We start from the raw sequence: 23,205 nt of genomic DNA, 5'->3' as shown, positions 1-23,205 counted from the left end.
GCTCCCCCACTCTCGACTGCGCTCGACCGGGGGGGACCCCCATCGCGGCGGAGCCGCAGATGTCAGCGCCCCGCGCCCCTTCAGGGCGCTGCCGAACCGCGACGCTCAGGCACAGCCCAACTCGCCCAGCATTCCCTGGCGCAGCCGGGCGATGATCCGCTTGATCAGGCGGGACACATGCATCTGGGAGCAGCCCAGCCGCTCGCCGATCTCCGCCTGGGTGGCCTCCTCCACGTACCGCATATGGATGATCTGCCGGTCGCGTTCGCTGAGTTCGGCCATCAGCGGGGCGAGCGAGTGGAAGTCCTCGACGAGCCGCAGCCCGTCCTCCTCCACGCCGATGAAGTCCGCCAGGACCGCCTCGCCGCTCTCCGGACCGTCTCCGGTGAGCGCCGCGTCGAGCGAGGAGGAGTTGTAGCCGTTGGCGGCGATCTGCGCCTCGACCACCTGCCCCTCCGAGAGGTTCATCAGGGTGGCCAGCTCGGCCGTCGTCGGCTCCCGGTCCAGGCGGCTGGCGAGTTCGTCCCGTGCCTTGGCCAGCTCGACGCGCAGTTCCTGCAGCCGTCGCGGCACATGCACGGCCCACGTCGTGTCCCGGAAGAAACGCTTGATCTCACCGACGATGTACGGCAGCGCGAACGACGTGAACTCCACCTCGCGCGCGACCTCGAACCGGTCGATGGCCTTGATCAGGCCGATCATCCCGGTCTGGACGATGTCCTCCATGTCGTTCCCGCGGCCGCGGAACCGGCCTGCAGCGAACCGCACCAGGGACATGTTCATCTCGATGAGCGTGTTGCGGGCGTACTGGTAGTCGTGCGTGCCCTCTTCGAGTACGGCCAGCCGCTGGAAGAACTGCCGGGACAACTCACGTGCGTCACGCGGGGCCACACTCCGCGGTGCCTCGATACCCGGCAGCGGTGCGCCCTCCGTGCTGGTCCCGACGGTGCCCTCGACGACCTTGGCCTCCGACCGGATCACGGCGGTCTGCATTGCCTCTCCCTCGTATCCCTAGACAGTCACGGTCCGACAGTCGCGTTGGGCAGTCACGTTTCGACGCCTGTCGTTCTCGGTCCGTGAGCGGACACGTGTGCACGGGCCCGCTCAGGGGGCGGGTACCCGCTCCTGCGCGGCCCATGCGTGCCGGATGCGAGCGCTTCGGAACTCCCGCCCCCGGATTCCACCGAGGGCGCAACGTCGAACTCTTGCCGTGGCGGCCCGCGTTCCTAGGCTTGAGAGGTGAGCAGCCAAGTGCCGAACCGAGCGCCGAACCAGGCCCGCGTGATCCCCCTGCGCCCGTCCGCCGAGCGCGAGCCCCTGTGGCGCGACCTGGTCGGAGACGTCCTGCGCCGCGAACGCCAGGCGCAGGAACGCACGCTGAAGGACGTCGCCGACTCGGCCCGTATCTCCCTGCCGTACCTCTCGGAGGTGGAGCGCGGCCGCAAGGAAGCCTCCTCGGAGGTCCTCGCGGCCGCCGCCCGAGCCCTCGGCCTGAGCCTCGGCGACCTGCTGGCCCAGGTCCACGGCGAGTTGGTCCGGCTCACCGGTCGGCCGTCGGTCCGCCACCCCGACCGGCAGCGGACGACGACGACCTCGTCGTACGACGGTCTCTGCCTGGCCGCCTGACGAGCCGCGCGGGCCGGCGTCCCACCCGGTGTCTCACACCGTCGGCAGACGCCGGCTCACCACCTCGTCGGCCAGCCCGTACGCCACCGCCTCGGGAGCGGTGAACACCTTGTCGCGGTCCATGTCCGCGCGCAGGGTCGCGACGTCGTGGTGCGTGTGGCGGGCCAGCACCTCCTCGACCTGGGCGCGGATGCGGACCATCTCCTTGGCCTGCAGCGCCAGGTCCGAGACCGTGCCCTGCCGCCCGCCGCTGGCCGGCTGCCCCAGCAGCACGCGCGCGTGCTCCAGCACGAACCGCCGGCCGGGATCCCCGCCCGCCAGCAGCACGGCCGCGGTCGACGCGGCCTGTCCGACGCAGAACGTCGAGATCGGAGCCTGCACATACGTCATCGTGTCGTAGATCGCCATCAGCGAAGTGAACGAGCCACCGGGCGAGTTGAGGTAGATCGCGATCTCGTTCTCCGGGGCCGCCGACTCCAGATGGAGGAGTTGCGCGATGACGACGTTGGCCACGCCGTCGTCGATCTCGGTGCCGAGGAAGATGATCCGCTCCGACAGCAGCCGGCTGAACACGTCGTAGGACCGCTCGCCCTGCGGGGTCCGCTCGACGACGTTCGGAATCGTGTAGGTCCCCATGTCACAGCCCCATCCGTCGCTTGGCGGCGGCCGGGCGGACGTCCGCGAGGGACTCCACGACCCGGTCCACCAGGCCGTACTCCCTGGCCTCCGCGGCCGTGAACCAGCGGTCGCGGTCACCGTCGCGGGAGATGGTCTCCGGCGTCTGGCCGGTGTGCTCGGCGGTGATCCGCTCGATGGTCCGCTTGGTGAAGTCCAGGTTCTCCGCCTGGATCTCGATGTCCGCCGTGGTGCCGCCGATCCCCGCCGACGGCTGGTGCATCATGACGCGCGCGTTCGGCAGCGCGTACCGCTTGCCGGGCGCGCCGACGCTGAGCAGGAACTGGCCCATGCTGGCCGCGAAGCCCATGGCGAGCGTCGAGACGTCGTTGGGGATCAGCCGCATCGTGTCGTAGACGGCGAGCCCCGCGTGCACCGACCCGCCCGGGCTGTTGATGTACAGACCGATGTCGGTGCGCGGATCCTCCGCCGAGAGGATCAGCAGCTGGGCGCAGACCCGGTTCGCGGAGACCTCGTCGACCTGGGTGCCCAGCAGGACGATGCGCTGCCCGAGCAGTTGGGCGGCGAGCTGGTCGTCGAAGCGGGTGGGCGCGGTGTCGCCCTCCTGGGCCCAGGGAGCGAGCGTGGTGAGTGGAGTCATCGAGTTCTCCTCGTCGTGGCGTGGCTGCCGTCGACTCCACTGTCGGCCGCGGCCGCCGCCCGAACGAGGTCTCTCTGCCCGCGGCAGATTCGCCACGGGCAGAGCGCGCCCCTCAGCCCTGCTCACGCAACTGCCGGATCGATCTTCCGGGCGAGCGATGAGTTCCGGGGACGGGAAGGGTCGACACTGATGACCGCGTTCCACGCCCAGGAGGTACTCATGACCACCGACGGACTCACCGCGTCTCTCTGGTTCGACGGCCAGGCCGAGGAAGCCGCCCACCACTACGTCTCGATCTTCAAGAACTCCAGCATCGGGAGGATCAGCCGCTACAACGAGGCGGGCCCCGGCGAGGCGGGCTCCGTGCTGGCCGTGGAGTTCACGGCCAACGGGCAGCGGTTCGTCGGCATCAACGGCGGCCCGCAGTTCACGTTCAGCGAGGCGATCTCCTTCCAGATCTTCTGCGCGGACCAGGAGGAGATCGACTACTACTGGACCAGGCTCACCGAGAACGGCGGCGAGCCCGGCCCCTGCGGCTGGCTCAAGGACAAGTACGGCCTGTCCTGGCAGGTCGTCCCGGAGGGCCTGATCGACATGGTCACCGACGCCGACGCCGAGAAGGCCGTCCGCACCACCAAGGCCATGTACGCCATGACCAAGCTCGACGTCGCCGCCCTGAAGAAGGCCTACGACGGCGAGTAGGCCTCGGCCAGGATCTCCTTGATCACATGCCGGGAGTTCTCCGCCAGCGTGGGATTGGTGTCCCAGTAGTACGGCAGCTGGATCAGCGAGATCGACAGTGCCCAGCCCCGGCCGCGCGCCCACTCGGCGTCGTCCGCGCCCACCGCCTCGCGGAAGACGCCGCGGGCCGGGGCGGGCAGCAGGTTCCAGGCGACGATCAGGTCGACGGCCGGGTCACCGACCCCCACACAGCCGAAGTCGATCACCGCAGTGAGCCGTCCGTCCTCGACCAGCACGTTCCCCGGCGAGAGGTCCCCATGGGCCCAGACGGGCGGCTCCGAGCGCCCCGGCACCCGCAGGGCCTCCTCCCAGAGGGCGGTGACCGCGGCGGTGTCGATCCGCCCGTGCAACCGGCCGAGGGCCTCGCGCGTGGGGGCGTCCCGCTCGGCCAGCGGCCCGCCCCGGGGGTTGGCCGGCCCGCCCTGCGCCTCGATCCCGCGCAGGGCGGCCACGAACGCCCCCAGGTCCGCCGCCAGCAGCTCCGGCTGTTCGACGGCGCCCGCGACCGGGTTGTGGCCGTCCAGCCACCGGTAGACGGACCAGGGCCATGGGAAGTCCTCGCCGGCCTCGCCCGATGCCAGCGGCACGGGCCCCGCGACCGACAGCCTCGGCCCCAACCGGGCCAGCCAGTGCAGTTCGTGCGCCACGCTGTCCACCGCGCCGGGATACCGGGGCAGCCGCACCACCATGTCGGCGCCGAGGCGGAACATGGCGTTCTCGGTCCCGGCGGACGCCAGCCGCCGCACGGGCAGCCCCGCCCACTGCGGGAACCGGGCGGCGACGAGACGGCTCACCAGCGGGGCGTCGAGGTCGATCTCGTCCGGACGCATCTTCGCGGCACACATGCGTCCCATTGCACGAGGTCGACCTCCGCGCTGTCCAACGGATTTCAGACGCGGTCCGCCGCGATCAGCAGGTACTGGAAGCTGCCGTTCTTGTAGGCGGTCAGGAACGTCTGCTCGATGCCGGTGACCAGGTGGTCGGCCTGACTGCGCAACTCCCAGTAGGGGAGGGCCGCCTCGGTCAGGTCCTCCACATGGACCGGCACCAGCCGGTTCGCGGCCATCGCCCGGAAGTACGCCGAGCGCGGATGGATGTCGCAGATGTAGTGGGCGTTGATCAGCGACACCTCCCGCGAGGCCTGCCCGTAGGTGTCGTTGTAGCAGCCGGTGATGACGACGTACCGTCCGCCGCGGCGCAACAGCCGGGAGTGCTCGGCGAACAGCAGGTCCAGCTCGACGTACATGGACGACTCGTTGTTCCAGGACGCCGCGTACGCCCCGGACTCGAGGCCGGTGTCGAGCATATTGCGGTGGTGGTAGCGCACCTTGTCGTCGACGCCCCGCTTGCGGGCCTGCTCATTGGCGAACTCGGCCTGCTTGGCCGAGATGGTGACGCCGTCCGTGTGGCAGCCGTGGCGCAGGTTCGCGACGATGCTGCCGCCGCCGCGCCCGCAGCCGGCGTCGAAGACGCGGTCGGCGGGGGTGAGCCGGCCGAGCCGGCCGGCCAGCAGTTCGGCCTGGGCGTGCTCCAGCCGGTGCAACTCGGCGGTGACGGCCTCACGGCGCAGCTCGGCCTCGGGTTCGTCGAGCACCGACCAGTCGGCGTCGCCGATGCCGTAGTGATGGTGGTAGAGGTCGTCGATCCTGCCGAGTTCGAGGTTGACCGGGTTCTCCTCGGCGTTCCAGTAGTCCGCGACGCGGTTCTGGTACGTGGACTGGGTGGGCACCGGGACGGTCTTGGTGCCGGCGTCGTGGGCTGTGGTCAACGGTGGCTCCTTGTGGCGCTGGGTATGACGGTCTGTCGGAGGACGTGGAGAGTCGCTGGTCACCAGTAGTCGGGCAGGTGGTAGCGGTGGGTGTTGGTGGAGTGCCACTCGTGGTTGCCGGCCACCCAGTCCGACAACCCCTGGAGATAGCGAGCGACGAGCGGTGAGCCGGCGGCGAGCGCGGCCGACTCCTCCTCGAACGTCTCCATGATCTGGTTGTGGATCTCGACCGACCGCAGATAGGCGGCCCGCAGACCGCACCGGTCGTTGGCCGCGACGACCTGCGGCAGATTGAGATGGGTGGGATCGGAGGCCAGCTCCTTCGTGAAGGAGTACAGGTCGTTGACGATGGTCGTGGCGTTGCAGGCCAGCGCCGTGACCCGCTGGATCTCCGGACGGGCGTAGAGCTGCTCGGGCAGTTCGTAGCCGTCGACGGCGTCGACGATCGACAGACACGGCCGGAAGTTGTTGAACTGCCGCATCACCAGGTACTCCCAGGTCCGCGGCTTGTACCCGGTCTCGCCCCAGGCCGCTTCGGCGAGGTAGCCGAGGTGCAGCCGGGACATGTCGTGCACGAACCGGTCCGTCTGGCTGGGGGTGGCGACGGCCGCGAAGTCCTTGAGCCCCCAGTAGTAGGAGCGCAGCGGACCGTCGGCCTGCATGCCCTCCTCCCACTGAGCCTGGAAGCCGGGCGGGCCGTGGTACGGGTCGAGGGCCGACTGGGCGAGGACCAGCCGTCCGGCCAGGCCACTGCGGGACGCGCCGCGGCCTTCGTCCTCCTCGCAGTAGCAGCTGTCGACCACGTTCTCCGCGAGCAGCAGCTTGCCGGCCGCCGTCAGCCGGTCCAGATCGAGGGCGGCCGGATGCTGGAGCACCACGGCACGGCCGACCTGGAACCCCGCGAAGTCCCCGTCCCAGGCGGGCGGGAACAGGTCGAGACCGCGCGCCCACTCCTCCAGCCGCCGATCGACCTCCGCCGCCTTCTCCGGGTCCGCGGGCGCGACCTGCCGGTATCTGAGGCCCGGGACCGCCCCGCCGCGCCGGGCCCGCACCCCGCTCGCGAGGTCGGGCGGGCCGGGCAGGGTGAATCCGGTGCTCATCACTCGGCGGTCCGGCCGACCTGGACGTTCTCCAGGACCCCGGCCGCGTCCGGCACGAGGACGGCCATCGAGTAGTAGGCGGTCACCAGGTAGCGGATGATCGAGTTGGCGTCGATCCCCATGAACCGCACGTTCAGGCCGGGTTGGAACTCCTCCGGGATGCCCGTCTGGTACAGGCCGACGACGCCCTGGTCGGCCTCGCCGGTGCGCAGCGCGAGGATGCTGCTGGTGTGCTGGGGGGTGATCGGGATCTTGTTGCAGGGGAAGATCGGCACCCCGCGCCAGGCCGGGATCTCATGCCCCTCGACGGTGGCCGTGCCCGGCATCAGACCGCGTCGGTTGCACTGCCGGAAGAAGGCCGCGATCGCCTTGGGATGGGCCAGGAACAGCTTGGTCTTGCGCCGCATCGACAGCAGCTCGTCCATGTCGTCCGGGGTCGGCGGGCCGGTGAACGTGCTGACGCGCTGGGAGTAGTCGGCGTTGTGCAGCAGCCCGAACTCCCGGTTGTTCACCAGCTCCCACTCCTGCCGCTCGCGGATCTCCTCGACGGTGAGGCGGAGTTGCTGCTCGGTCTGGTTCATCGGGTCGTTGTAGAGGTCGGCGACCCGGGTGTGCACCTTCAGCACGGTCTGGGTCAGCGACAGCTCGTACTCGCGCGGGGAGAGGTCGTAGTCGACGAAGCCCGCGCCCAGCGTCGGCTCGCCGACATGGCCGGCCCGGATCGGCAGGTCGGCCTCGCCCTTGCGGTTCATCGGCAGCCGCTGCCGTGCCGCGTAGGCCGTCAGATGTGCGGCGAGCGACGGCACCCGGCCCACGAACTCCATCAGCACGTCCCACGGCAGCGCCAGCAGCACGCCCGCCGTGTCCGCGCGCACCGAGCTCAGCCACAGCGGGTCGTCCTGCCCGACGGCCTCGTCGCCGAGCTGGTCGCCGCCGGAGACGACCCCGACGATCTCCTCCTCGCCGTACTTGCCGGCCGTGAAGCGGGTGAACCGGCCGTGCACGACGAGGTAGGTCTCGGTGACCGGCTGCCCGGCCTCGAAGACGACCTGCCCGGCCCGCACCTCGCGCACCTGGAATCGGGAGGAGAGCTCCGCGAGGGTCCCGTTGTCGGCGTAGCCGCGCAGTACGGGCAGCTCGGTGAGGGTCTCCGGGATGGCCCGTACGTCGTCCGCGCCGTTGTGCTCGAACTGCACCCGCCCCCGGCCGACCTTGAGCTGCAGGCGCCGGTTGACGCGGTAGGTGCCGCCCTTGACGTCCACCCAGGGCAGCATCCGCAGCAGCCAGCGCGAGCTGATGGCCTGCATCTGGGGTTCGGACTTGTGGGTCGTGGCGAGCTGGCGGGCCGCCCGGGTGCTGAGGCTGGTGAGCTGCCCCTCGGCGGACGGCTGCGGGGCGGGTTCGTCGAGGGCGGAACCGGTGGCGCTGTCCGGTGTGGACACATTCCCTCCAGGAAAGGTGCGCGGAGATGAGCGGAACGTCCCCGAAGATCGGTTCGGTGATCCGCAGGGACCAGCCAAACACCGTGAGTGACGGGTGGGGTACGGCGTGAAGGGGGCGACTTTCGTGACGCAGAGGTGTAAACCGGTCGCCTGAGGCAGAGCGCGGCTCGGGTGGCCCGGCCGCTCCCTGCACGTGCTTCCGCACGCCGGGGCGCTCAGGCGTCGCCGAGGGTTGGTTCCGTGTTCGGCGCGCGAGTCGACAGCCGGGTGACTAGCGTGAGAAACCGGACAACTCATCTCATCGGGAGGGCCGTCGTCATGGCCGTACGACCAGAGGGAACCCCTTGCTGGGCCGACGCGATGTTCAGCGACCTGGAGGGCGCCAAGAACTTCTACGGCGACGTCCTCGGCTGGACCTTCGGCGAGGCGTCGTCGGAGTACGGGAACTACACACAGGCCTACGCCGACGGCAAGGCGGTCGCCGCCGTCGTCCCGCCCATGCCCGGCCAGGAGGGCCAGTCGCAGTGGTGTCTGTACTTCGCCTCCCCGGACGCCGCCGCGACCGCCGGCAAGATCCGTGCCAACGGCGGCGAGGTGCTGATGGAGCCGATGCAGGTCGGCGACTTCGGCACGATGTGCCTGGGGCGCGAGCCCAGCGGCGCGGTGTTCGGCGTGTGGCAGGCGGGCGTCCACGAGGGCTTCGAGGCGCAGGCCGTCCCCGGCGCCTACGGCTGGGCCGAGGTCTTCACCCGCGAGCCCGAGAAGACGGACCGGTTCCTCGGCGCCGTGTTCCCGTACACCGCGCAGCAGATGGAGGACGACGCGATCGACTTCCGCATGTTCAACGTCGGCGACGAGACCGTGCTGGGCCGGATGAAGATGACGGAGGAGTTCCCGCCCGAGGTGCCGTCCTACGTCAACCTGTACTTCGTCGTCGCCGACTGCGACGACGCCGTCGCCAGGGCGACCAAGCTCGGCGCCGTGCTGCGCTTCGGGCCGATGAGCAGCCCGTTCGGCCGGTTCGCGGCCCTGACCGACCCGCAGGGCGCGAACTTCTCGGTGATCGACCTCACGACGACGGAGGGCGAGGTACCCGGCACCACGCCGGTCTGAGCGGTCCGCGCACGCGGCCATGGCATGATCGTGCGCATGCGTGAACGACTGGTGGCCGCGTGCGACGGGGCTTCGAAGGGAAACCCCGGGCCGGCGGCCTGGGCGTGGGTGGTCGCCGACGGCGCCGAGGCGCCGGCCCGCTGGGAGGCGGGCCCGCTCGGCAAGGCCACCAACAACGTCGCCGAACTCACCGCCCTGGAACGCCTGTTGGCGGCGACCGACCCGGCCGTGCCGCTGGAGGTCCGGATGGACTCCCAGTACGCCATGAAGGCCGTCACCACCTGGCTGCCCGGCTGGAAGCGCAACGGCTGGAAGACGTCCGCCGGGAAGCCGGTGGCCAACCAGGAGCTGGTCGTCCGCATCGACGAGTTGCTCGACGGCCGCTCGGTCGACTTCCGCTATGTGCCCGCCCATCAGGTCGACGGCGACCCGCTCAACGACTTCGCCGACCGCGCCGCCAGCCAGGCGGCGATCGTCCAGCAGCCGGCCGGCAGCGACCAGGGCTCCCCGGAGCCGCCGGCCTCGCCGGACACCCCGAAGGCGAAGTCCGGGGCGAAGTCCGCCCGCTCTGCCGGGAGCAAGTCGCCCCGGCGCAGCGGTGGTTCGTCGGCCCGCACGATCAAGGCCAAGTTCCCCGGCCGCTGTGTGTGCGGCCGTCCGTACGCGGCCGGCGAGGACATCGCCAAGAACGCGCAGGGGTGGGGACACCCGGAGTGCCGTACGGCGGACGCCGACGCGAGCTGACCGCCGGCGCGGCGATCAGTCCACGTCGAAGGTGTAGTGGACGGTGTGATCGAGCAGGTCCGCCGGGGTGGTGTCGTTCCACGGTTTCATCGTCTCGTGGAGGTCGACGACGTCCGGCGTCCCACCGCCCGGGAGGTACGCGGAGCCGGGGTGCCGGCGCTGCCACCGGGCCCACAGCTTGTCTATGAAGGCGTGGTGCAGCCAGAACACCGGATCGTTGGGGGAGACCCCGGTCGCCATCTGCCCGCCGACCCACACATGCACCCGGTTGTGCAGATTGACCCCGCGCCAGCCCTCCAGGTGGTTGCGGAAGCCGTCCGAGGCGCTGTTCCAGGGGGCCATGTCGTACGTCGGCATCGCCAGCACCGACTCGACCTCGGCCCGCGACGGCAGCTCGCGGACGCTCGCCCCGAGCGAGCGCCGCAGGTAGGCGCGGCCGTCGACCCGGACGTCGATCGGCCAGTTTCCCGTTGCCGCGGCGAACGGCCCGTCCATCACCTGGCCGTCCCGGCTGCGTCCGCTGCCGCCGAGGAAGTCCGGCGCCCACAACGGCGAACGCGTCGAGCGGTCGGCGGACCAGTCCCAGTACGGCAGCGCCACCGACGCGTCCACCGACTGCAGCGCCCGCTCGAACTCCAGCAGGAATCTGCGGTGCCACGGCAGGAACGACGGCGAGCGGTGGCCGGTGCGTTCGCCGTCGTCGGTGTCGCCGAGGATGAACGCGTTGTGCGCGGTGACGAAGGCGTCGTACCGGCCGGTGCGCTTGAGGTCGAGGACGGCGGCGACGAACCGCCGCTTCTCGTCGGCGGTCAGGGACGCCTGGTTCTTGCGGACGGTCATGTGCGGTTGCTCCAAGTGCGGGAGTGGGAAGGTCAGTTGGCCGGGAAGGGGACGAGTCGGGCACCCTGCAACTCGTCCACCGCGGCCCGGGCGGCGGCCCGTGCGGTGGTCACCGGGTCGTAGTGACTCACCACGCTGATCCAGGTGCCGTCGGCGTTGCGCATCACATGCAGTTCGACCCCGTCGATGTGCACGGCGTAGCCGCCGCCGTGGTGATGACCGCCCCCGGCGGTGGGCCGGCCCTGTATCCGGCGTCCCTTGTAGACCTCGTCGAAGGAGGCGGGGGAGGTGGGGGAGGCGGGGGAGTCGTGCCGGTGGGGCTCTTCGGCGCGGGCGGTGGGTGCGCCGAGCAGTTGGGTTCCGGCGGCCACGGCGGCGCCGAGTGCGGTGCGACGGCTGAGTTCCGGCATGCGGGTCCTCCTGGGGTGCGTTCGGTTGACGACTCCGCATGCCTATCGACCGGGAGGAGAAGGGGAGAAATCGCCCGCGACCGGTTGGCCGTGATCCGGACAATCAATTACATGTCGTGCAATCTTGAACGAAGATGATCTTGCTGTGGGCGGGGCCCGCGTGGGGCGGAAGGGGCAATTCCTTTCCGTCCGGCCGCCGCTTCCGGTGGTCTTTTGCGTGCCGTCATGGCGTCGGTGGTGTGGCTCACGTGCGGAAAGTGGCGCGAACGGGCAGGTGGGGCGTCCGTCGACGGGTGCCCGGCCCTGCTACCCTGCGTCGTCAATCGACCACGTCTGGTAACTCCTGGGAGTGCGCGTGAAGGTCGCCTGCGTCGGCGGCGGGCCCGCCGGCCTCTACCTCTCGATCCTGCTCAAGCGACAGGATCCGTCCCACGACATCACCGTCCACGAGCGCAACCCGGAGGGCTCGACCTACGGCTGGGGCGTGACCTACTGGCGGGCGCTCCTCGACCGACTCCATGTCTGCGACCCCGAGTCGGCGCGCGCGATCGAGGAGAGCTCCGTCCGCTGGAACGAAGGCGTCGCCCACGTACGGGACCTGGCGACCCGTCGGCCCGGCGACGAGGGTCACGGCATCGGCCGTCACCGGCTGCTGGAGATCCTCGCCGCCCGCGCCCGCGCACTCGGCGTACGGCTGGAGTTCGAGAGCGAGATCACGGGGGAGGACCTGCCGGAGGCCGACCTCGTGGTGGCCGGCGACGGGGTCCACAGCGCCCTGCGCACCCACCACGCCGACGACTTCGGGGCCGAACTCGAGCCGGGCCGCAACTCCTACGTCTGGCTCGGCACCAGCAAGGTCTTCGACTCCTTCACCTTCGCCTTCGTGGAGACCGGGCACGGCTGGATCTGGTGCTACGGCTACCCCTTCAGCGCCGAGCAGAGCACCTGCGTGATCGAGTGCGCCCCCGAGACCCTCGCCGGACTCGGCCTGGACCGGGCGAGCGAGGCCGACGGCCTGGCCGACCTGGAGAAGCTCTTCGCGCACATCCTCGACGGCCACCCCCTGACCGGCCGCGCCACGGCGGCCGACGGCGGCTCCCCGTGGCTGACCTTCCGCACGCTCACCAACCGCACCTGGCACCGCGACAACCTCGTCCTCCTCGGCGACGCCGCCCACACCACCCACTACTCGATCGGCGCCGGCACCACCCTCGCCCTGGAGGACGCCATCGCCCTCGCCGAGGCCCTGCGGGGGAGCGCCGACCTCCCGGGCGCCCTCGTCCGCTACGAACGCGAACGCAAGTCCGCCCTGCTGACCCCGCAGAGCGCCGCCCGCTACAGCGCCCGGTGGTACGAGAACCTCGCCCGCTACATCCACCTCCCCCCGGAGCAGATGTTCGCCCTGCTCGGCCAGCGGCACTCGCCCCTGCTGCCCTATGTCCCGCCCCAGCTCTACTACCGGCTCGACCGGGCCGCCGGACAGTCGGAAGCCCTGCGCCGGTTCAAGCGCTGGCTGGGTCCGAAGCTGGCGCGCGGCGCACACGCAAGGGCGCTGACCTCGCGCGACTAGCCGAGCGAACCTTGGGTGAATGGCAATTCACTGCTACGGTGAATTGCCATTCACCCATTTTCATGTCGTACAGGCCGCTGGAGTGCTCCATGGTGTCGCCCGCTCCGATATCCGCCCCGACCGGCAAAGGAGCCGGTCTGCGGACCCGGCTCACCATCCCGGTCCTGGCGTACTGCGGCATCCTCATGGCGGTCATGCAGACCGTCGTCGTCCCCCTGTTGCCCGACCTGCCCCGGCTGACCGGCGCCTCCGCGGGCGCGGTCTCCTGGATGGTGACCGCCTCGCTGCTGTCCGGCGCGGTCCTCACCCCGGTCCTCGGCCGGGCCGGCGACATGTACGGCAAGCGGCGCGTGCTGCTCCTGTCGTTCGGCCTGATGGCCGCCGGCTCGGTGATCTGCGCCCTCACCTCCGACATCCGGGTGCTGATCGCGGCCCGGGCGCTGCAGGGGGCGGCGTCCTGCGTCGTCCCGCTGTCCATCAGCATCCTGCGCGACGAACTGCCCCCGGAGCGCCGGGGCTCCGCGGTGGCGCTGATGAGCTCCACCGTCGGGATCGGCGCGGCGCTGGGGCTGCCCGCGGCGGCCGTGGTGGTGCAGTACGCGAACTGGCATGTGATGTTCTGGGTGACCGCCGCCCTGGGCGCGACCGGCGTGGCGCTGATCCGATGGGCGGTTCCGGAGTCACCGGTGCGCGAGCCCGGCCGGTTCGACGTGACCGGCGCGCTCGGGCTGGCCGCAGGGCTGATCTGCCTGCTCCTCGCCGTGTCCCAGGGCGGTCAGTGGGGCTGGGCGAGCGCCCGGATCGTCGGGCTGTTCGGCGCCGCCGTGGTGGTCCTGGGCCTGTGGTGGTGGCAGCAGCTGCGCTCCGAACGGCCCCTGGTGGACCTGCGGTTGGTGTCCCGGCCCAGGGTCGGACTGTCCCATGTGGCCGCGCTCCTGACCGGCTTCGCCTTCTACGCCAACTCGCTGGTCACCGCCCAGTTGGTGCAGGCCCCCGAGGCGAGCGGGTACGGGCTCGGGCTGTCCATCGTCCAGACGGGCCTGTGTCTGCTGCCCGGCGGCGTCACCATGCTGCTGTTCTCGCCGGTCTCCGCGCGTATCTCCGAGGCGCGCGGTCCGCGGATCACCCTCGCCCTCGGCGCCGCCGTCATCGCTCTCGGGTACGCCCTGCGCGTGGTCGACAGCCGTGAACTGTGGATGATCATGGTGGGTGCGACGGTCGTGGCGACCGGCACCACGCTCGCCTACTCGGCGCTGCCCGCGCTGATCCTGCGGGCCGTCCCGGCCGGGCAGACCGCCTCGGCCAACGGCGTCAACGTCCTGATGCGCACGATCGGACAGGCCGTCTCCAGCGCCGCCGTCGCCGCCGTCCTCGTGCACCACACCAGCCTCGTCGGCGGGGCCCCGGTGCCGACGCTGCACGGTTATCTGCTGGCCTTCGGCGTCGCGGGCGGGGTGGCCCTGGCCGCGTGCGCGGTGGCGCTCACCATCCCCGGCGACGCGGACCCGGACGACGGCCCGCCGGACACGCGGCGTGGCCAGGGCCGTGCCACCCGGGCTGTGAGCGACGGGGTGATGGAGGGAGCATGAGCGGTGTGAGCACTCCACCCGACGCTGCGGCCGTGAGCAACCCCGCGGCCCCCGCCCGGCGCGACGCCGAGGCGACCAAGGCGGCGATCCTGCGCGCCGCCCGGTACCTCCTCGCCCGTCAGGCGCATGCCGACATCACCCTCAAGGCCGTCGCGGAGCGCGCCGGGGTGAGCGCGCCGCTGGTCCTGAAGTACTTCGGCAACAAGGACGCCCTGTTCGCCCGCGTGATGTCCTTCCAGGAGGACGCCGACGCCCTGCTGGACGCACCGCTGGACCAGCTGGGCCGGCACATGGTCCGGCATGTGCTGGTCAGTCAGCGTGAGCGCGGCGCCGACCCCGTCCTGCGCATCGCGTTCGCGCCCCTGCACGGCGACCACGGCGACATCCTGCGCGCCAACTTCCGCGCCCAGGTCACCGATCGCCTCGCGGACCGGCTCACCGGACCCGACACGGGTGTCCGCGCCGAGCTCGCCATGGCCGCCCTGCTCGGCCTCGGCGTGATGTTCGGCATCGCCCGCGGGCCCGAACTGCGGGCGCTGCCGGTCGAACAGATCGTCGACCGCTACGCGCCGGCGGTGCAGGCCCACCTGGACGCCCCGGACCCGGCCTAGGGGAACAACCGCTCATGCAGGGGCGCGCGGAACACCCGGTGCGGGTCCAGCCGCTCCAGCGCCTCCGCCGCCTCGTCCCACGCGCTGCCGAAGGACTCCGGCACCACCGTCCCCAGCACCTCGTCGTCGCTCCACGCGGCCTCGTCCGTGTACCCCCACCCCTTCGACCACTCCACCCGGGTCAGGCCGAGGGCGCCGTCGTACGTCGTGAGCAGGAAGGCCTCCAGCTCGCGGTAGAACGCGTCGGCGTACGGAGTCCCCGGGAGCGTCAGGACGTCCAGCCAGACGGCCGTGTCCCACTCGGGGTGGTCCGGGTCGGGCCGCAGCGCGGAGAGCGACGGCGGGCGGGCGCCGGCGAGTTCGGCCTCCGCGGGATCGTCGAGACCGGTCACCCGGATCTCCACCGAACCGTTGACGGGGAAGCGCCCGAGAGCCGCGTACGCGGTCAGCCGCTCCCGGTAGAACTCGGTGAACCCGGCCACGACACGCTGCACCCGGTCCCGGCGGGTCAGCACCGCGTAGCCGTTGGCGTGCACCCGCAGCGTGGTCGGCCTGATGTACAGCAGCGTGTTCTTCGACGGCCCCCAGACGTCCGCCGAGAGCGTCGCCACAAGTCCGAGCGCGGCCACGTCGAGCTGCGCGTTGCCGAGCACCGGCGCCAGATACCAGGCGGCGTCCGAGACGATCCGCCCGGCCAGGTCGGCCACCGGGGTCGGGACGTTGTCGGAGAAGGGATAGGGGTAGGGCGACGTCACACGCCGCGAGGTGAGCGGCCTGGTCGGCTCGACGGACCACACCTTGAACCACGGGAACTCGGTGAACGCGAACCAGATGGCCTCGACCCGCCCCTCGGCCTCCAGGAAGCTCGCCAGCGTCCGCCCTCCCGAGCCGGGCGCCGCGAACAGCTCGCTCGCCGCGATGTCCGTCCGGCTCACGCACCGCAGATTGCTGTTCGCCCCCACCCGCAGCACTGCCTCGGTCACCAGCGACCGCCCGAGATGCGTGAGCAGCGCGGCGCAGTCCGCCTCGTCGCGCCGGAACGTCCGCAGCGCATAGGCCCCGCTGTCCGCGTCCCACACCACGGCCGTCAGCGAGAGCACACGGTTGCTGAGCGAGCCGTAGGTCTGCCCGGGCAGCCGCTCCTCGTCCCGCGCCGGTACGGCGGTGCCGTGCGCGTCGACGGCGAGGGCGCCGCCCAGCGTGAGGTCGCCGGGGGCCGGCGCCGCGGTGACGCCGAGGCCGCGTCCTTCGAGGAAGGTGAGCAGGGTCTCCAGGGTGACGCCGGCCCCGGCGCGCACCGCGTCGGACGACTCCAGAGCCAGGCCGGTCAGGTGCGGGGCGGTGTCGACGAGCAGGACGGGCGCGTCCGCCGGGGTGCCCGCCGGGACGGTGAGGGGCGACCAGCCGTGCGACGCGCCCCGGGGCCGGACCGTCCAGCCGTGCCGCCAGGCCCAGTTGACGACGTCGACCACCTGCTCCGGGCTCGCGGGCGCACACGCCCACAGGCCGGTCACGGTGATCTCGCCGTCCCAGTTCCGGTACCCCGTACGGGACAGGGACACCTCCACGGGGAAGTCCGGCAGTTGCTCCGCCGCGACGGCGGGATCGGCGGCGACCAGGACCGGTACGGCGGCCAGGGCGGCGGCGGCCGTGGTGCGCAGGAAGCCGCGACGGGTCCGGGAGCGGGTCCAGGAGGGATCCCCCGGCTGATGGTTGCTCAGTGAACTATCAGTCACCCGCTCACGCTAAAGGGCGGTTGACAGGTACGGCAGGCGTGTCGAACGGTGTCACCCTTGTGAGTGAACGATTCACAGGTGGCGGCCGCGGAGCGGCCCGTTCCGCACCACGCCACGGCGGATGACAGACTGACGCCATGGACGAGCGCGAATTCGGTAGGTCTGGTCAGCACGCATCCGTCGTCGGTCTCGGCACCTGGCAGTTGGGGGCCGACTGGGGAGACGTCGACGACAAGGAGGCCCTGGCGGTCCTGGAGGCGGCGGCCGAGTCGGGAGTGACCTTCTTCGACACCGCCGACGTCTACGGCGACGGACGCAGCGAGCAGACCATCGCCGCCTTCCTCGCCGGCCGGCCCGATCTGCATGTGCTGGTCGCCACCAAGATGGGCCGCCGCCTCGACCAGATCCCCGAGAACTACGTCCTGGACAACTTCCGCGCCTGGAACGACCGCTCCCGCCGCAACCTCGGCGTCGACCGCATCGACCTGGTCCAGCTGCACTGCCCGCCCACCCCCGTCTACTCCAGCGACGAGGTGTTCGACGCGCTCGACACGCTCGTCGAGGAGGAGCGCATCGCGCGCTACGGCGTCAGCGTGGAGACCTGCGCCGAGGCCCTCACCGCGATCGCCCGGCCGGGCGTGGCGAGCGTGCAGATCATCCTCAACCCGTTCCGGCTGAAGCCCCTGCACGAGGTGCTTCCGGCGGCCCGCGCGGCGGGCGTCGGCATCATCGCCCGGGTCCCGCTCGCCTCCGGCCTGCTCTCGGGCAAGTACACCAAGGACACCGTCTTCCCGGAGAACGACCACCGCACCTACAACCGGCACGGCGAGTCCTTCGACCAGGGCGAGACCTTCTCCGGCGTCGACTACGCCACCGGCGTCGAGGCCGCCGTCGAGTTCTCGGCCCTCGCCCCTGAGGGGTACACCCCGGCCCAGCTGGCGCTGCGCTGGATCATCCAGCAGCCCGGCGTGACCACGGTGATCCCGGGCGCCCGCTCGCCCGAGCAGGCCCGGGCCAACGCGGCCGCCGCCAGGCTCCCGGAGCTCTCCGACACGACGCTGGCGGCCGTCCGCGACCTCTACGACCGGCGCGTCAAGGAGCAGGTCGAGGGACGCTGGTAGGCCGCCCGGGGCGGTGATCGCGGGACGATCGCCGCCCACGGGGTACTCGGCCCGGCGAGAGGACCGATGGTCGCTCGCACCGGGCGGAGGAGGCCACGTGACGGACACGGCGGCGGGAGCCGAAGAACACAGGGGGCGCGACGAGACCGAGGAGGAGCGAGCGGACCGGATGTGGGGGGAGCTCACCCAGGAGATCCGCATCGCCCAGACAGGCGTCCAGATCCTCTTCGGCTTCCTGCTGACGGTCGTGTTCACCCCGCGCTACGCGGACCTGCGCCACACCGACCAGGTCATCTACATCGTGACCGTCGTCCTCGGCGCCTGCGCGACCGGCGCCCTCATCGGTCCCGTCTCCCTGCACCGCCTGGTCTCCGGACGCCGGGTGAAAGCGCAGGCGGTGCGGTGGGCGTCCCGGCTGACCTTCGTCGGTCTCCTGCTGCTGCTCGCCACCATGACGTCCTCGCTGCTGCTGGTCCTGCGCGTGGCCACCGAGGACGACTACGTGCCGTGGCTGGTCGGCGGCGTGGTCATGTGGTACGGGCTGTGCTGGTTCGCGCTGCCGCTGTGGACCCGGTGGCGCCATACGACCGAGTGACGCCGGCGTCGGAGTCGGCCTCGGCGCCGGTGCGGGCGGCGGGCACTGAGGCGGGCAGCGCCGCGAGCTGTCGGTCGTGCACCCGGCTCAGCAGCAGCACCGACACCGTGGCGCCGATGAGCGCGCAGAACATGTCCCACTGGGTGTCCCACACATCGCCCTGGGTGGCCAGGAACGCGTCCGCCGCCTGACCGCCGATGACGGCCGCCGCCCACTCGAACATCTCGAACACCGCGCTGAACGCCAGACACGCGCACACGGTCAGCGGGGCCAGCCAGCGGCTGCCGCGCAGCGGTGACGTACGGCTGAGCAACTCCCGCACCAGGATCGCCGGCACGAACCCCTGCATGAGATGGCCGAACCGGTCGTACGGATTGCGCTCCAGACCGAACGCGTCCCGCGCCCAGTCGCCGAGCGGCACCCGCGCGTACGTGTAGTGGCCGCCCAGCGCCAGCACCAGCGCATGGAACGCGAGCAGACAGCACAGCAGACCCGTGAGCGGGAAGCGCCGCCAGGTCAGCACGATCACCGGCAGGCCCACCAGCGCCCACACCGTCTCCAGGAGCCAGGTGGTCGGGTCGTACGCGTGCCAGGCCGACAGGGCCAGGCCCGCGGCCACCAGCCCGGCGCACACTACGGGCAGAGAACTGCGCGGTGCGGGACGAACAGCGGACATCGGGGCGCTCCTTGAAAGATGAACGTCTTGGGAGCCCCCATCGTCGGGCCGCGCGCCGGGCGGTGGCATGAGTACGGCTACTCAGCCCCGGATGCGTTGCCGCGCGCACCGCGCAGCGCGGAGATACAGCTGCCGATCGCCTGCTGGAGCTCCTCCAACTGCTGCACCATGTCGTCCTCGTAGAACTCCTGTGCGTCGTCGAAGGTCAGCTCCTCGAACACCTTCGTCGCCCTCGACAGGCTGCTGTAGAACTTCGTCCGCCGCTCCTGGACGCGCAGCTCGGGATCGGCCTCCACCGTCTCGACGACCAGGTTCTTCATCGTGTCGTAGGCCTCGGTCGCCCACTCGCCGGCATCCTCGCCGTCGTCGAGCTCGTCGAGCAGCGACAGATGCCGTTCGGCCTCCTGGCGCACCTCGACCGGCGCGTCCACGGTCTGCCCGGCAGGCGTCTTGATCTGACCGGACTCGGCGATCTGACGCACATACCCGATCCGGTCGGCCGAGCGGCTCTCACTGGCCACGGCCTTCTTCAGATCGTCGGTGCGCACGACGTCCCGGGCCAGCTCGGTCTGGAGGTCGGGGTCCTCCTTGATGCGGTCCAGCAGGGCGGCGCGGGCCGCGCGGGCGGTCGAGGGGTCGGCGAGGATCGCGGCGCGCAGGGCGGTGGGGTTCTCCGCGACCTCCAGCGCCTTCGTCGGACGGATGCCCTCCGCCTCGGCGGCCTCCGCGATCGCGGCGCCGCGCTCGGAGGTCGCGCTGGAGCGGGAGACGTAGAAGGTCAGCCACACGTCGGCGTCCGGCAGCTCGACCTCCTGGCCGGGCGCCAGCTCCTCGAAGTGCGGGACGAGACCGTCGTCGGCGGCCCGGTCCCAGGCCTTGTAGTAGCGCATCACGCGCTCGGGGGAGCAGCCGGCCAGTGCGGCGAACTCCTTCGCCGACACCTTCGGCGTCTCGTCCGCGCTCTGCCCGCCCGGCCGGACGCTGCGCGCCACCATCAGGCCGAAGGCCCACCCGCCGGTCCGCGCGTAGACGCCGAACTCGCGCGCGTCCCGCGCCACGAGGTCGGACAGGGGCACGACGACGAAGTCCTCGCCGGACGTCTCGGGCAGGTCGATCGCCAGGGTCACGGGATGACTCTCCTTCGCGGGCTGCTGGGTAGGGGATCCGCACTGCGACAGTGCAGACCGGCAGCCTACTGGGACAGCGGGCCACCGCACGGCGGCCCGCTGTGCGCGCCGCGCCGCGCACCTGGGTCAGTCGGCCGAGCCCGGCCGGAAGGTCGCCAGGAACGTGTCCAGGGCCTCCTCGCTGGCGGCGTCGTCCCAGTCCGCGACGGGCGTGGTCCAGCGCAGGGAGAAGCTGCGGTGCCCGCCGAGGAGGAAACCGCGCCCGAACGTACGCACCTGTGTGCCGTCGGCGTCCACGAGCCACTCCATGTCGGCGGCCTTGTACCCGAGATACGTCGTCGGCGCGATCGCGCCGATCCGCTGGAAACCGGCGTCCTTCTTCAGATTGGGCTCGACGTCGTCCCGCCAGACGGCGACCGGGTCCGGTCCGGCGCTCTCGCTGTAGGTCACCGCGAGGGTGCGCGGATCGCCGGCCGCACCGAAGGTGACGCGATACGAGTTGTCGGCCCCGTTCGCGGTCTCCAGCCGCTTCCAGCCCTTGGGCAGCGCGACCGAGAAGCCCTCGGACGCCCGGTACACGCGGTAACCGGCCGGGAGGCCGCCGGCGGAGGCGGAGGGCGACGGGGAGGCGCTCGCGGGCGCGCTCGGGGACGAACCGCTCGGCGCGGTCGGCGTCGGCGTCGGGAGCGCCGTCGCGGTGCCTCTTTCGGCGGAGTCCTCAGCGGGCGCCGTGGCGGGCGCGGACGGCGTGGACTGGGCGCCGCTCGCCGACGTCTCCTCGGTGCCGGGCAGCTGGTGGGTCACGGCGAGGGCGGCGACCGCCACGGTGACGACGGCCAGCGCCGTCCCGGCCGCCATCGCCCGGCCGCTCCACTGCGGGCCGACGTACTGGGCGGCCGCGCGGACCCGCTGTAAGCGGGGCGCGGGGGCCGCGGAGTGCGGATCCTCGTCCAGCACCCGGGTGAGGGACTGGCGTACGACCGTGCGGGTCAGCCGCTCCCGGGAGTCCTTGCGCAGCAGTCCCTGCACGGTCGGGCCGAGCGAACCGGCCCGCAGCGGGGTGCGCAGCGGCAGCCGGTCCACCCCCTTCAGCGTGGTCTCGGGCCGGTCCCGATCACGGTACGGCGGCCGCCCCTCGACCATCGCGTAGAGCATCGCGCCCAGCGCCCACATGTCGGCCGCCGGACCGATCCGCTCGTCACGGGCCTGCTCGGGAGAGGCGTACGACGGCGCCGCCACGCGCGGCGCGAGCGTCGCCCCCGCCAGTCCGAACCCGGTGAGGACGAGGGGTCCCCCGGTCCGCAGGAAGACCTGGCCGGGGCTCAGCTCGCCGTGGGTGATGCCCTGATCGTGTGCGGCCTCGAGCACTTCGAGCAGCTGCAGCCCGATCGACGCGGCCTTGGCGGTGCTGAACGTGCCCTTCTGCGACAGGAGTTGGCTCAGCGGCAGGCCGTCGATCCACTCGGTGACGGTCCACAGGGAGCCCTCCTCCTGCACGGCGTCGACGACCGCGGCGATCCGGCCCGGGCACAGACCGGCCATCGTCTCCGACACGCGCAGCACCCGGTCGGCGGCCTGCCGGGCCCTTTCCTCGGCCTGCTCGACGGGCAGCCCGATCCGGGTGACCAGGCACGGCCGGGCCGCCCCGGTTTCCTCGACGTACTCGCCGTACCAGCTGACGCGGTTCGTCTCCCGGTGAACGACGTCGAGCAGCCGGTACCTCCCGGCGACCAACTCGTGCGTGGAGACTTGCGTCTTGACCATGGTCATCCCTCGCTGAACCGCTGGTACCCACCTTTCCCAGTGGTACGACCGGCGCGAGGGGGTCCGTTCAATTGGTCGGCAACTCCGTCGTGATTTCTGTCTTTCATTCAAAGAGCCGTCGGTTTGGTGCGACGGTTTCGGCGAGTGTATGTACGAGAAAAGGGAATTGCCGGGGCTTGTCGGGTCTTCGTGACCGGGGTCCGTCCTGCGGTGTAACCAGCGGTAAGAAGGTCTGTCGAGGCTCATTGAGGATCTCGAAAACGACCTTCTCGGCCCGGCCGAGCAGCGGCGGCCCATTCCTGCTCGGAGGCCCTTCCGACGGATTTCCCTATCGCGGCCGAGCCGCTTCAGCGCAGCCCGAACCGATCCGTCCAAGCCATCATGTCCGCGATCGTCGCGTTGCCCCCGCAGACCACCAGCCCCAGCCGCGCGCCGTCGCCCACCCGCGCCACGACCTCCCGGGCCGCGGGCAGCAGACAGCCGGCCGCCGGTTCGGTCCACAGCTTGGCGTGCTCGGCGAGCTCCATGGAACCGCGCACGGCCTCCCGGTCGGGAACCACCAGCACCTCGGTGACCAGAGCCGAGACATGGTCGTACGTCAGCTGCGAGACGCTGGGCGCGCTGAGGGTGGAGACGATCGACGACAGCGCCACCTGGACCGGCCCGCCCGTCGCCAACGCCTCCGACATCGCCTGCGCGCCCTCGGTCTCCACGCCCCAGATCCGCAGGTCCGGGCGGCGGGCGCGCAGGGCCGCGGCGACCCCGGCGATCAGTCCGCCGCCCCCGACGCTGACCAGCACGTCCGTCAGCTCATCGGCGTCGGCGGCCAGCTCCAGGCCGACCGTGCCCTGCCCGGAGACGACCATCGGATCGTCGAACGGGTGCACCAGCGTGAAGCCCTCGTCCCGCAACCGCTCCGCCAGCGTGAACGCGCCGTCCATGGTGTCGGTGAGCCGCAGCGAGGCGCCGGCCGCCGCCGCGATCTCCACGGCCCGGGCGGGCGCCGAACGCGGCATCACGACCGTGGCCTTCACATCCAGCGCCGCCGCCATGACCGCGAGCGCGATCCCGTGGTTCCCGCCGCTCACCGCCACGACCCCGGCGGCCCGCTCGGCCTCGCTCAACGACAACAGCTTCGCCGTCGCCCCGCGGGCCTTGAACGAACCGGTGCGCTGCAGAAGTTCCAGCTTCGCGGTCACGGGGACACCGAGCAGGGCGGTCAGGCCCGGGCTGGACACGGTCGGGGTACGGACCACGTGTCCGGCGATCCGCTCGGCGGCGGCTTCGATGTCCGTGATGCCGATCAAGGCAGTCACCCTTCTGTCCGGTTGCGTCATCAGTATCGCGGCAGGTCGG

The 23,205-nt window shown here is 71.5% G+C and carries 23 protein-coding genes; 9 read left to right on the top strand and 14 right to left on the bottom strand.

Going from position 1 to position 23,205, the window contains the following annotated elements; translation table 11 throughout:
- Nucleotides 1–105 precede the first annotated feature (105 nt).
- Entirely contained in the window at nucleotides 106–993 is an 888-nt protein-coding gene (locus tag ACWD4O_RS43365; RefSeq protein WP_451288553.1) for an RNA polymerase sigma factor SigF, read from the bottom strand.
- A 258-nt stretch (nucleotides 994–1,251) separates the two neighbouring features.
- On the opposite strand from ACWD4O_RS43365, the gene ACWD4O_RS43360 reads away from it, so the two are divergent.
- Nucleotides 1,252–1,626 (top strand): helix-turn-helix domain-containing protein, encoded by a 375-nt coding sequence (locus tag ACWD4O_RS43360; protein WP_451288558.1) that lies wholly within the window; start codon nucleotides 1,252–1,254, stop codon nucleotides 1,624–1,626.
- Between the two features lie 33 nt (nucleotides 1,627–1,659).
- On the opposite strand, the gene ACWD4O_RS43355 is transcribed toward ACWD4O_RS43360, so the two are convergent.
- Both ACWD4O_RS43355 and ACWD4O_RS43350 read right to left on the bottom strand, forming a co-directional pair.
- Nucleotides 1,660–2,262, bottom strand: coding sequence for a ClpP family protease (locus ACWD4O_RS43355; protein ID WP_451288552.1), 603 nt, complete (start codon nucleotides 2,260–2,262; stop codon nucleotides 1,660–1,662).
- A 1-nt stretch (nucleotide 2,263) separates the two neighbouring features.
- The gene (locus ACWD4O_RS43350) at nucleotides 2,264–2,902 is read right to left on the bottom strand and encodes an ATP-dependent Clp protease proteolytic subunit (protein WP_451288551.1); all 639 of its coding nucleotides are present in this window, start codon (nucleotides 2,900–2,902) and stop codon (nucleotides 2,264–2,266) included.
- A gap of 219 nt (nucleotides 2,903–3,121) precedes the next feature.
- On the opposite strand from ACWD4O_RS43350, the gene ACWD4O_RS43345 reads away from it, so the two are divergent.
- Nucleotides 3,122–3,604: a VOC family protein gene (locus tag ACWD4O_RS43345; RefSeq protein WP_450950603.1), complete on the top strand. Its 483-nt coding sequence runs from the start codon at nucleotides 3,122–3,124 to the stop codon at nucleotides 3,602–3,604.
- Here the strand turns inward: ACWD4O_RS43345 and ACWD4O_RS43340 are convergent.
- From ACWD4O_RS43340 to ACWD4O_RS43325, 4 genes are read right to left on the bottom strand one after another with little or no spacing between them, the layout of a single operon-like run.
- On the bottom strand, nucleotides 3,589–4,488 hold the full coding sequence (locus tag ACWD4O_RS43340; protein WP_451288550.1) for an aminoglycoside phosphotransferase family protein: 900 nt from the start codon (nucleotides 4,486–4,488) through the stop codon (nucleotides 3,589–3,591). The two genes, ACWD4O_RS43345 and ACWD4O_RS43340, sit on opposite strands and share 16 nt — an antisense overlap.
- Before the next feature lie 44 nt (nucleotides 4,489–4,532).
- The gene (locus tag ACWD4O_RS43335) at nucleotides 4,533–5,411 is read right to left on the bottom strand and encodes a geranyl diphosphate 2-C-methyltransferase (RefSeq protein ID WP_451288549.1); all 879 of its coding nucleotides are present in this window, start codon (nucleotides 5,409–5,411) and stop codon (nucleotides 4,533–4,535) included.
- Between the two features lie 59 nt (nucleotides 5,412–5,470).
- Nucleotides 5,471–6,511: a family 2 encapsulin nanocompartment cargo protein terpene cyclase gene (locus tag ACWD4O_RS43330; RefSeq protein WP_451288548.1), complete on the bottom strand. Its 1,041-nt coding sequence runs from the start codon at nucleotides 6,509–6,511 to the stop codon at nucleotides 5,471–5,473.
- Entirely contained in the window at nucleotides 6,511–7,953 is a 1,443-nt protein-coding gene (locus tag ACWD4O_RS43325) for a family 2B encapsulin nanocompartment shell protein (protein ID WP_451288547.1), read from the bottom strand. The genes ACWD4O_RS43330 and ACWD4O_RS43325 overlap by 1 nt, the downstream gene beginning before the upstream one ends.
- A gap of 318 nt (nucleotides 7,954–8,271) precedes the next feature.
- Here ACWD4O_RS43325 and ACWD4O_RS43320 point away from each other — a divergent pair, with 318 nt between their 5' ends.
- Complete coding sequence (locus ACWD4O_RS43320) at nucleotides 8,272–9,066, top strand: VOC family protein (RefSeq protein WP_451288546.1); 795 nt, start codon at nucleotides 8,272–8,274, stop codon at nucleotides 9,064–9,066.
- 24 nt (nucleotides 9,067–9,090) lie between these two features.
- Nucleotides 9,091–9,810, top strand: a complete 720-nt coding sequence (locus ACWD4O_RS43315; RefSeq protein WP_451288545.1) for a ribonuclease H family protein — start codon at nucleotides 9,091–9,093, stop codon at nucleotides 9,808–9,810.
- A 15-nt stretch (nucleotides 9,811–9,825) separates the two neighbouring features.
- Here ACWD4O_RS43315 and melC2 read toward each other — a convergent pair whose 3' ends face one another.
- Both melC2 and melC1 read right to left on the bottom strand, forming a co-directional pair.
- The gene (melC2, locus tag ACWD4O_RS43310) at nucleotides 9,826–10,650 is read right to left on the bottom strand and encodes a tyrosinase MelC2 (RefSeq protein WP_451288544.1); all 825 of its coding nucleotides are present in this window, start codon (nucleotides 10,648–10,650) and stop codon (nucleotides 9,826–9,828) included.
- Nucleotides 10,651–10,682: 32 nt separating this feature from the next.
- Nucleotides 10,683–11,060: an apotyrosinase chaperone MelC1 gene (gene melC1, locus ACWD4O_RS43305; protein ID WP_451288543.1), complete on the bottom strand. Its 378-nt coding sequence runs from the start codon at nucleotides 11,058–11,060 to the stop codon at nucleotides 10,683–10,685.
- 355 nt (nucleotides 11,061–11,415) lie between these two features.
- On the opposite strand from melC1, the gene ACWD4O_RS43300 reads away from it, so the two are divergent.
- From ACWD4O_RS43300 to ACWD4O_RS43290, 3 genes are all read left to right on the top strand, one after another.
- Nucleotides 11,416–12,630, top strand: a complete 1,215-nt coding sequence (locus tag ACWD4O_RS43300; RefSeq protein WP_451288542.1) for an FAD-dependent monooxygenase — start codon at nucleotides 11,416–11,418, stop codon at nucleotides 12,628–12,630.
- A gap of 89 nt (nucleotides 12,631–12,719) precedes the next feature.
- Nucleotides 12,720–14,219, top strand: a complete 1,500-nt coding sequence (locus ACWD4O_RS43295; RefSeq protein ID WP_451288557.1) for an MFS transporter — start codon at nucleotides 12,720–12,722, stop codon at nucleotides 14,217–14,219.
- Nucleotides 14,216–14,830 (top strand): TetR/AcrR family transcriptional regulator, encoded by a 615-nt coding sequence (locus ACWD4O_RS43290; RefSeq protein WP_451288541.1) that lies wholly within the window; start codon nucleotides 14,216–14,218, stop codon nucleotides 14,828–14,830. The genes ACWD4O_RS43295 and ACWD4O_RS43290 overlap by 4 nt, the downstream gene beginning before the upstream one ends.
- On the opposite strand, the gene ACWD4O_RS43285 is transcribed toward ACWD4O_RS43290, so the two are convergent.
- Nucleotides 14,827–16,551 carry a cholesterol oxidase substrate-binding domain-containing protein gene (locus ACWD4O_RS43285; protein WP_451288556.1) on the bottom strand — a complete coding sequence of 575 codons (1,725 nt, stop codon included), beginning with the start codon at nucleotides 16,549–16,551 and terminating at the stop codon, nucleotides 14,827–14,829. The two genes, ACWD4O_RS43290 and ACWD4O_RS43285, sit on opposite strands and share 4 nt — an antisense overlap.
- A gap of 152 nt (nucleotides 16,552–16,703) precedes the next feature.
- Here ACWD4O_RS43285 and ACWD4O_RS43280 point away from each other — a divergent pair, with 152 nt between their 5' ends.
- Together ACWD4O_RS43280 and ACWD4O_RS43275 are read left to right on the top strand one after the other, a co-directional pair.
- Nucleotides 16,704–17,687: an aldo/keto reductase gene (locus ACWD4O_RS43280; RefSeq protein ID WP_450950592.1), complete on the top strand. Its 984-nt coding sequence runs from the start codon at nucleotides 16,704–16,706 to the stop codon at nucleotides 17,685–17,687.
- A 169-nt stretch (nucleotides 17,688–17,856) separates the two neighbouring features.
- A complete protein-coding gene (locus ACWD4O_RS43275; protein ID WP_451288555.1) occupies nucleotides 17,857–18,282 on the top strand; it encodes a DUF6328 family protein in 426 nt (141 codons plus the stop codon).
- Here ACWD4O_RS43275 and ACWD4O_RS43270 read toward each other — a convergent pair.
- From ACWD4O_RS43270 to ACWD4O_RS43255, 4 genes are all read right to left on the bottom strand, one after another.
- Nucleotides 18,215–18,958: a DUF2238 domain-containing protein gene (locus ACWD4O_RS43270; protein ID WP_451288540.1), complete on the bottom strand. Its 744-nt coding sequence runs from the start codon at nucleotides 18,956–18,958 to the stop codon at nucleotides 18,215–18,217. The genes ACWD4O_RS43275 and ACWD4O_RS43270 overlap by 68 nt on opposite strands.
- Nucleotides 18,959–19,035: 77 nt before the next feature.
- Nucleotides 19,036–20,085 (bottom strand): hypothetical protein, encoded by a 1,050-nt coding sequence (locus ACWD4O_RS43265; RefSeq protein ID WP_451288539.1) that lies wholly within the window; start codon nucleotides 20,083–20,085, stop codon nucleotides 19,036–19,038.
- A gap of 126 nt (nucleotides 20,086–20,211) precedes the next feature.
- Nucleotides 20,212–21,855 (bottom strand): serine/threonine protein kinase, encoded by a 1,644-nt coding sequence (locus ACWD4O_RS43260; RefSeq protein ID WP_451288538.1) that lies wholly within the window; start codon nucleotides 21,853–21,855, stop codon nucleotides 20,212–20,214.
- A gap of 341 nt (nucleotides 21,856–22,196) precedes the next feature.
- Nucleotides 22,197–23,156 carry a threonine/serine dehydratase gene (locus ACWD4O_RS43255; protein WP_451288537.1) on the bottom strand — a complete coding sequence of 320 codons (960 nt, stop codon included), beginning with the start codon at nucleotides 23,154–23,156 and terminating at the stop codon, nucleotides 22,197–22,199.
- Nucleotides 23,157–23,205 lie beyond the last annotated feature (49 nt).

The sequence above is a fragment of the Streptomyces sp. NPDC002623 genome (assembly GCF_053592635.1).
This window is presented reverse-complemented; position numbering and strand designations above follow the sequence as displayed.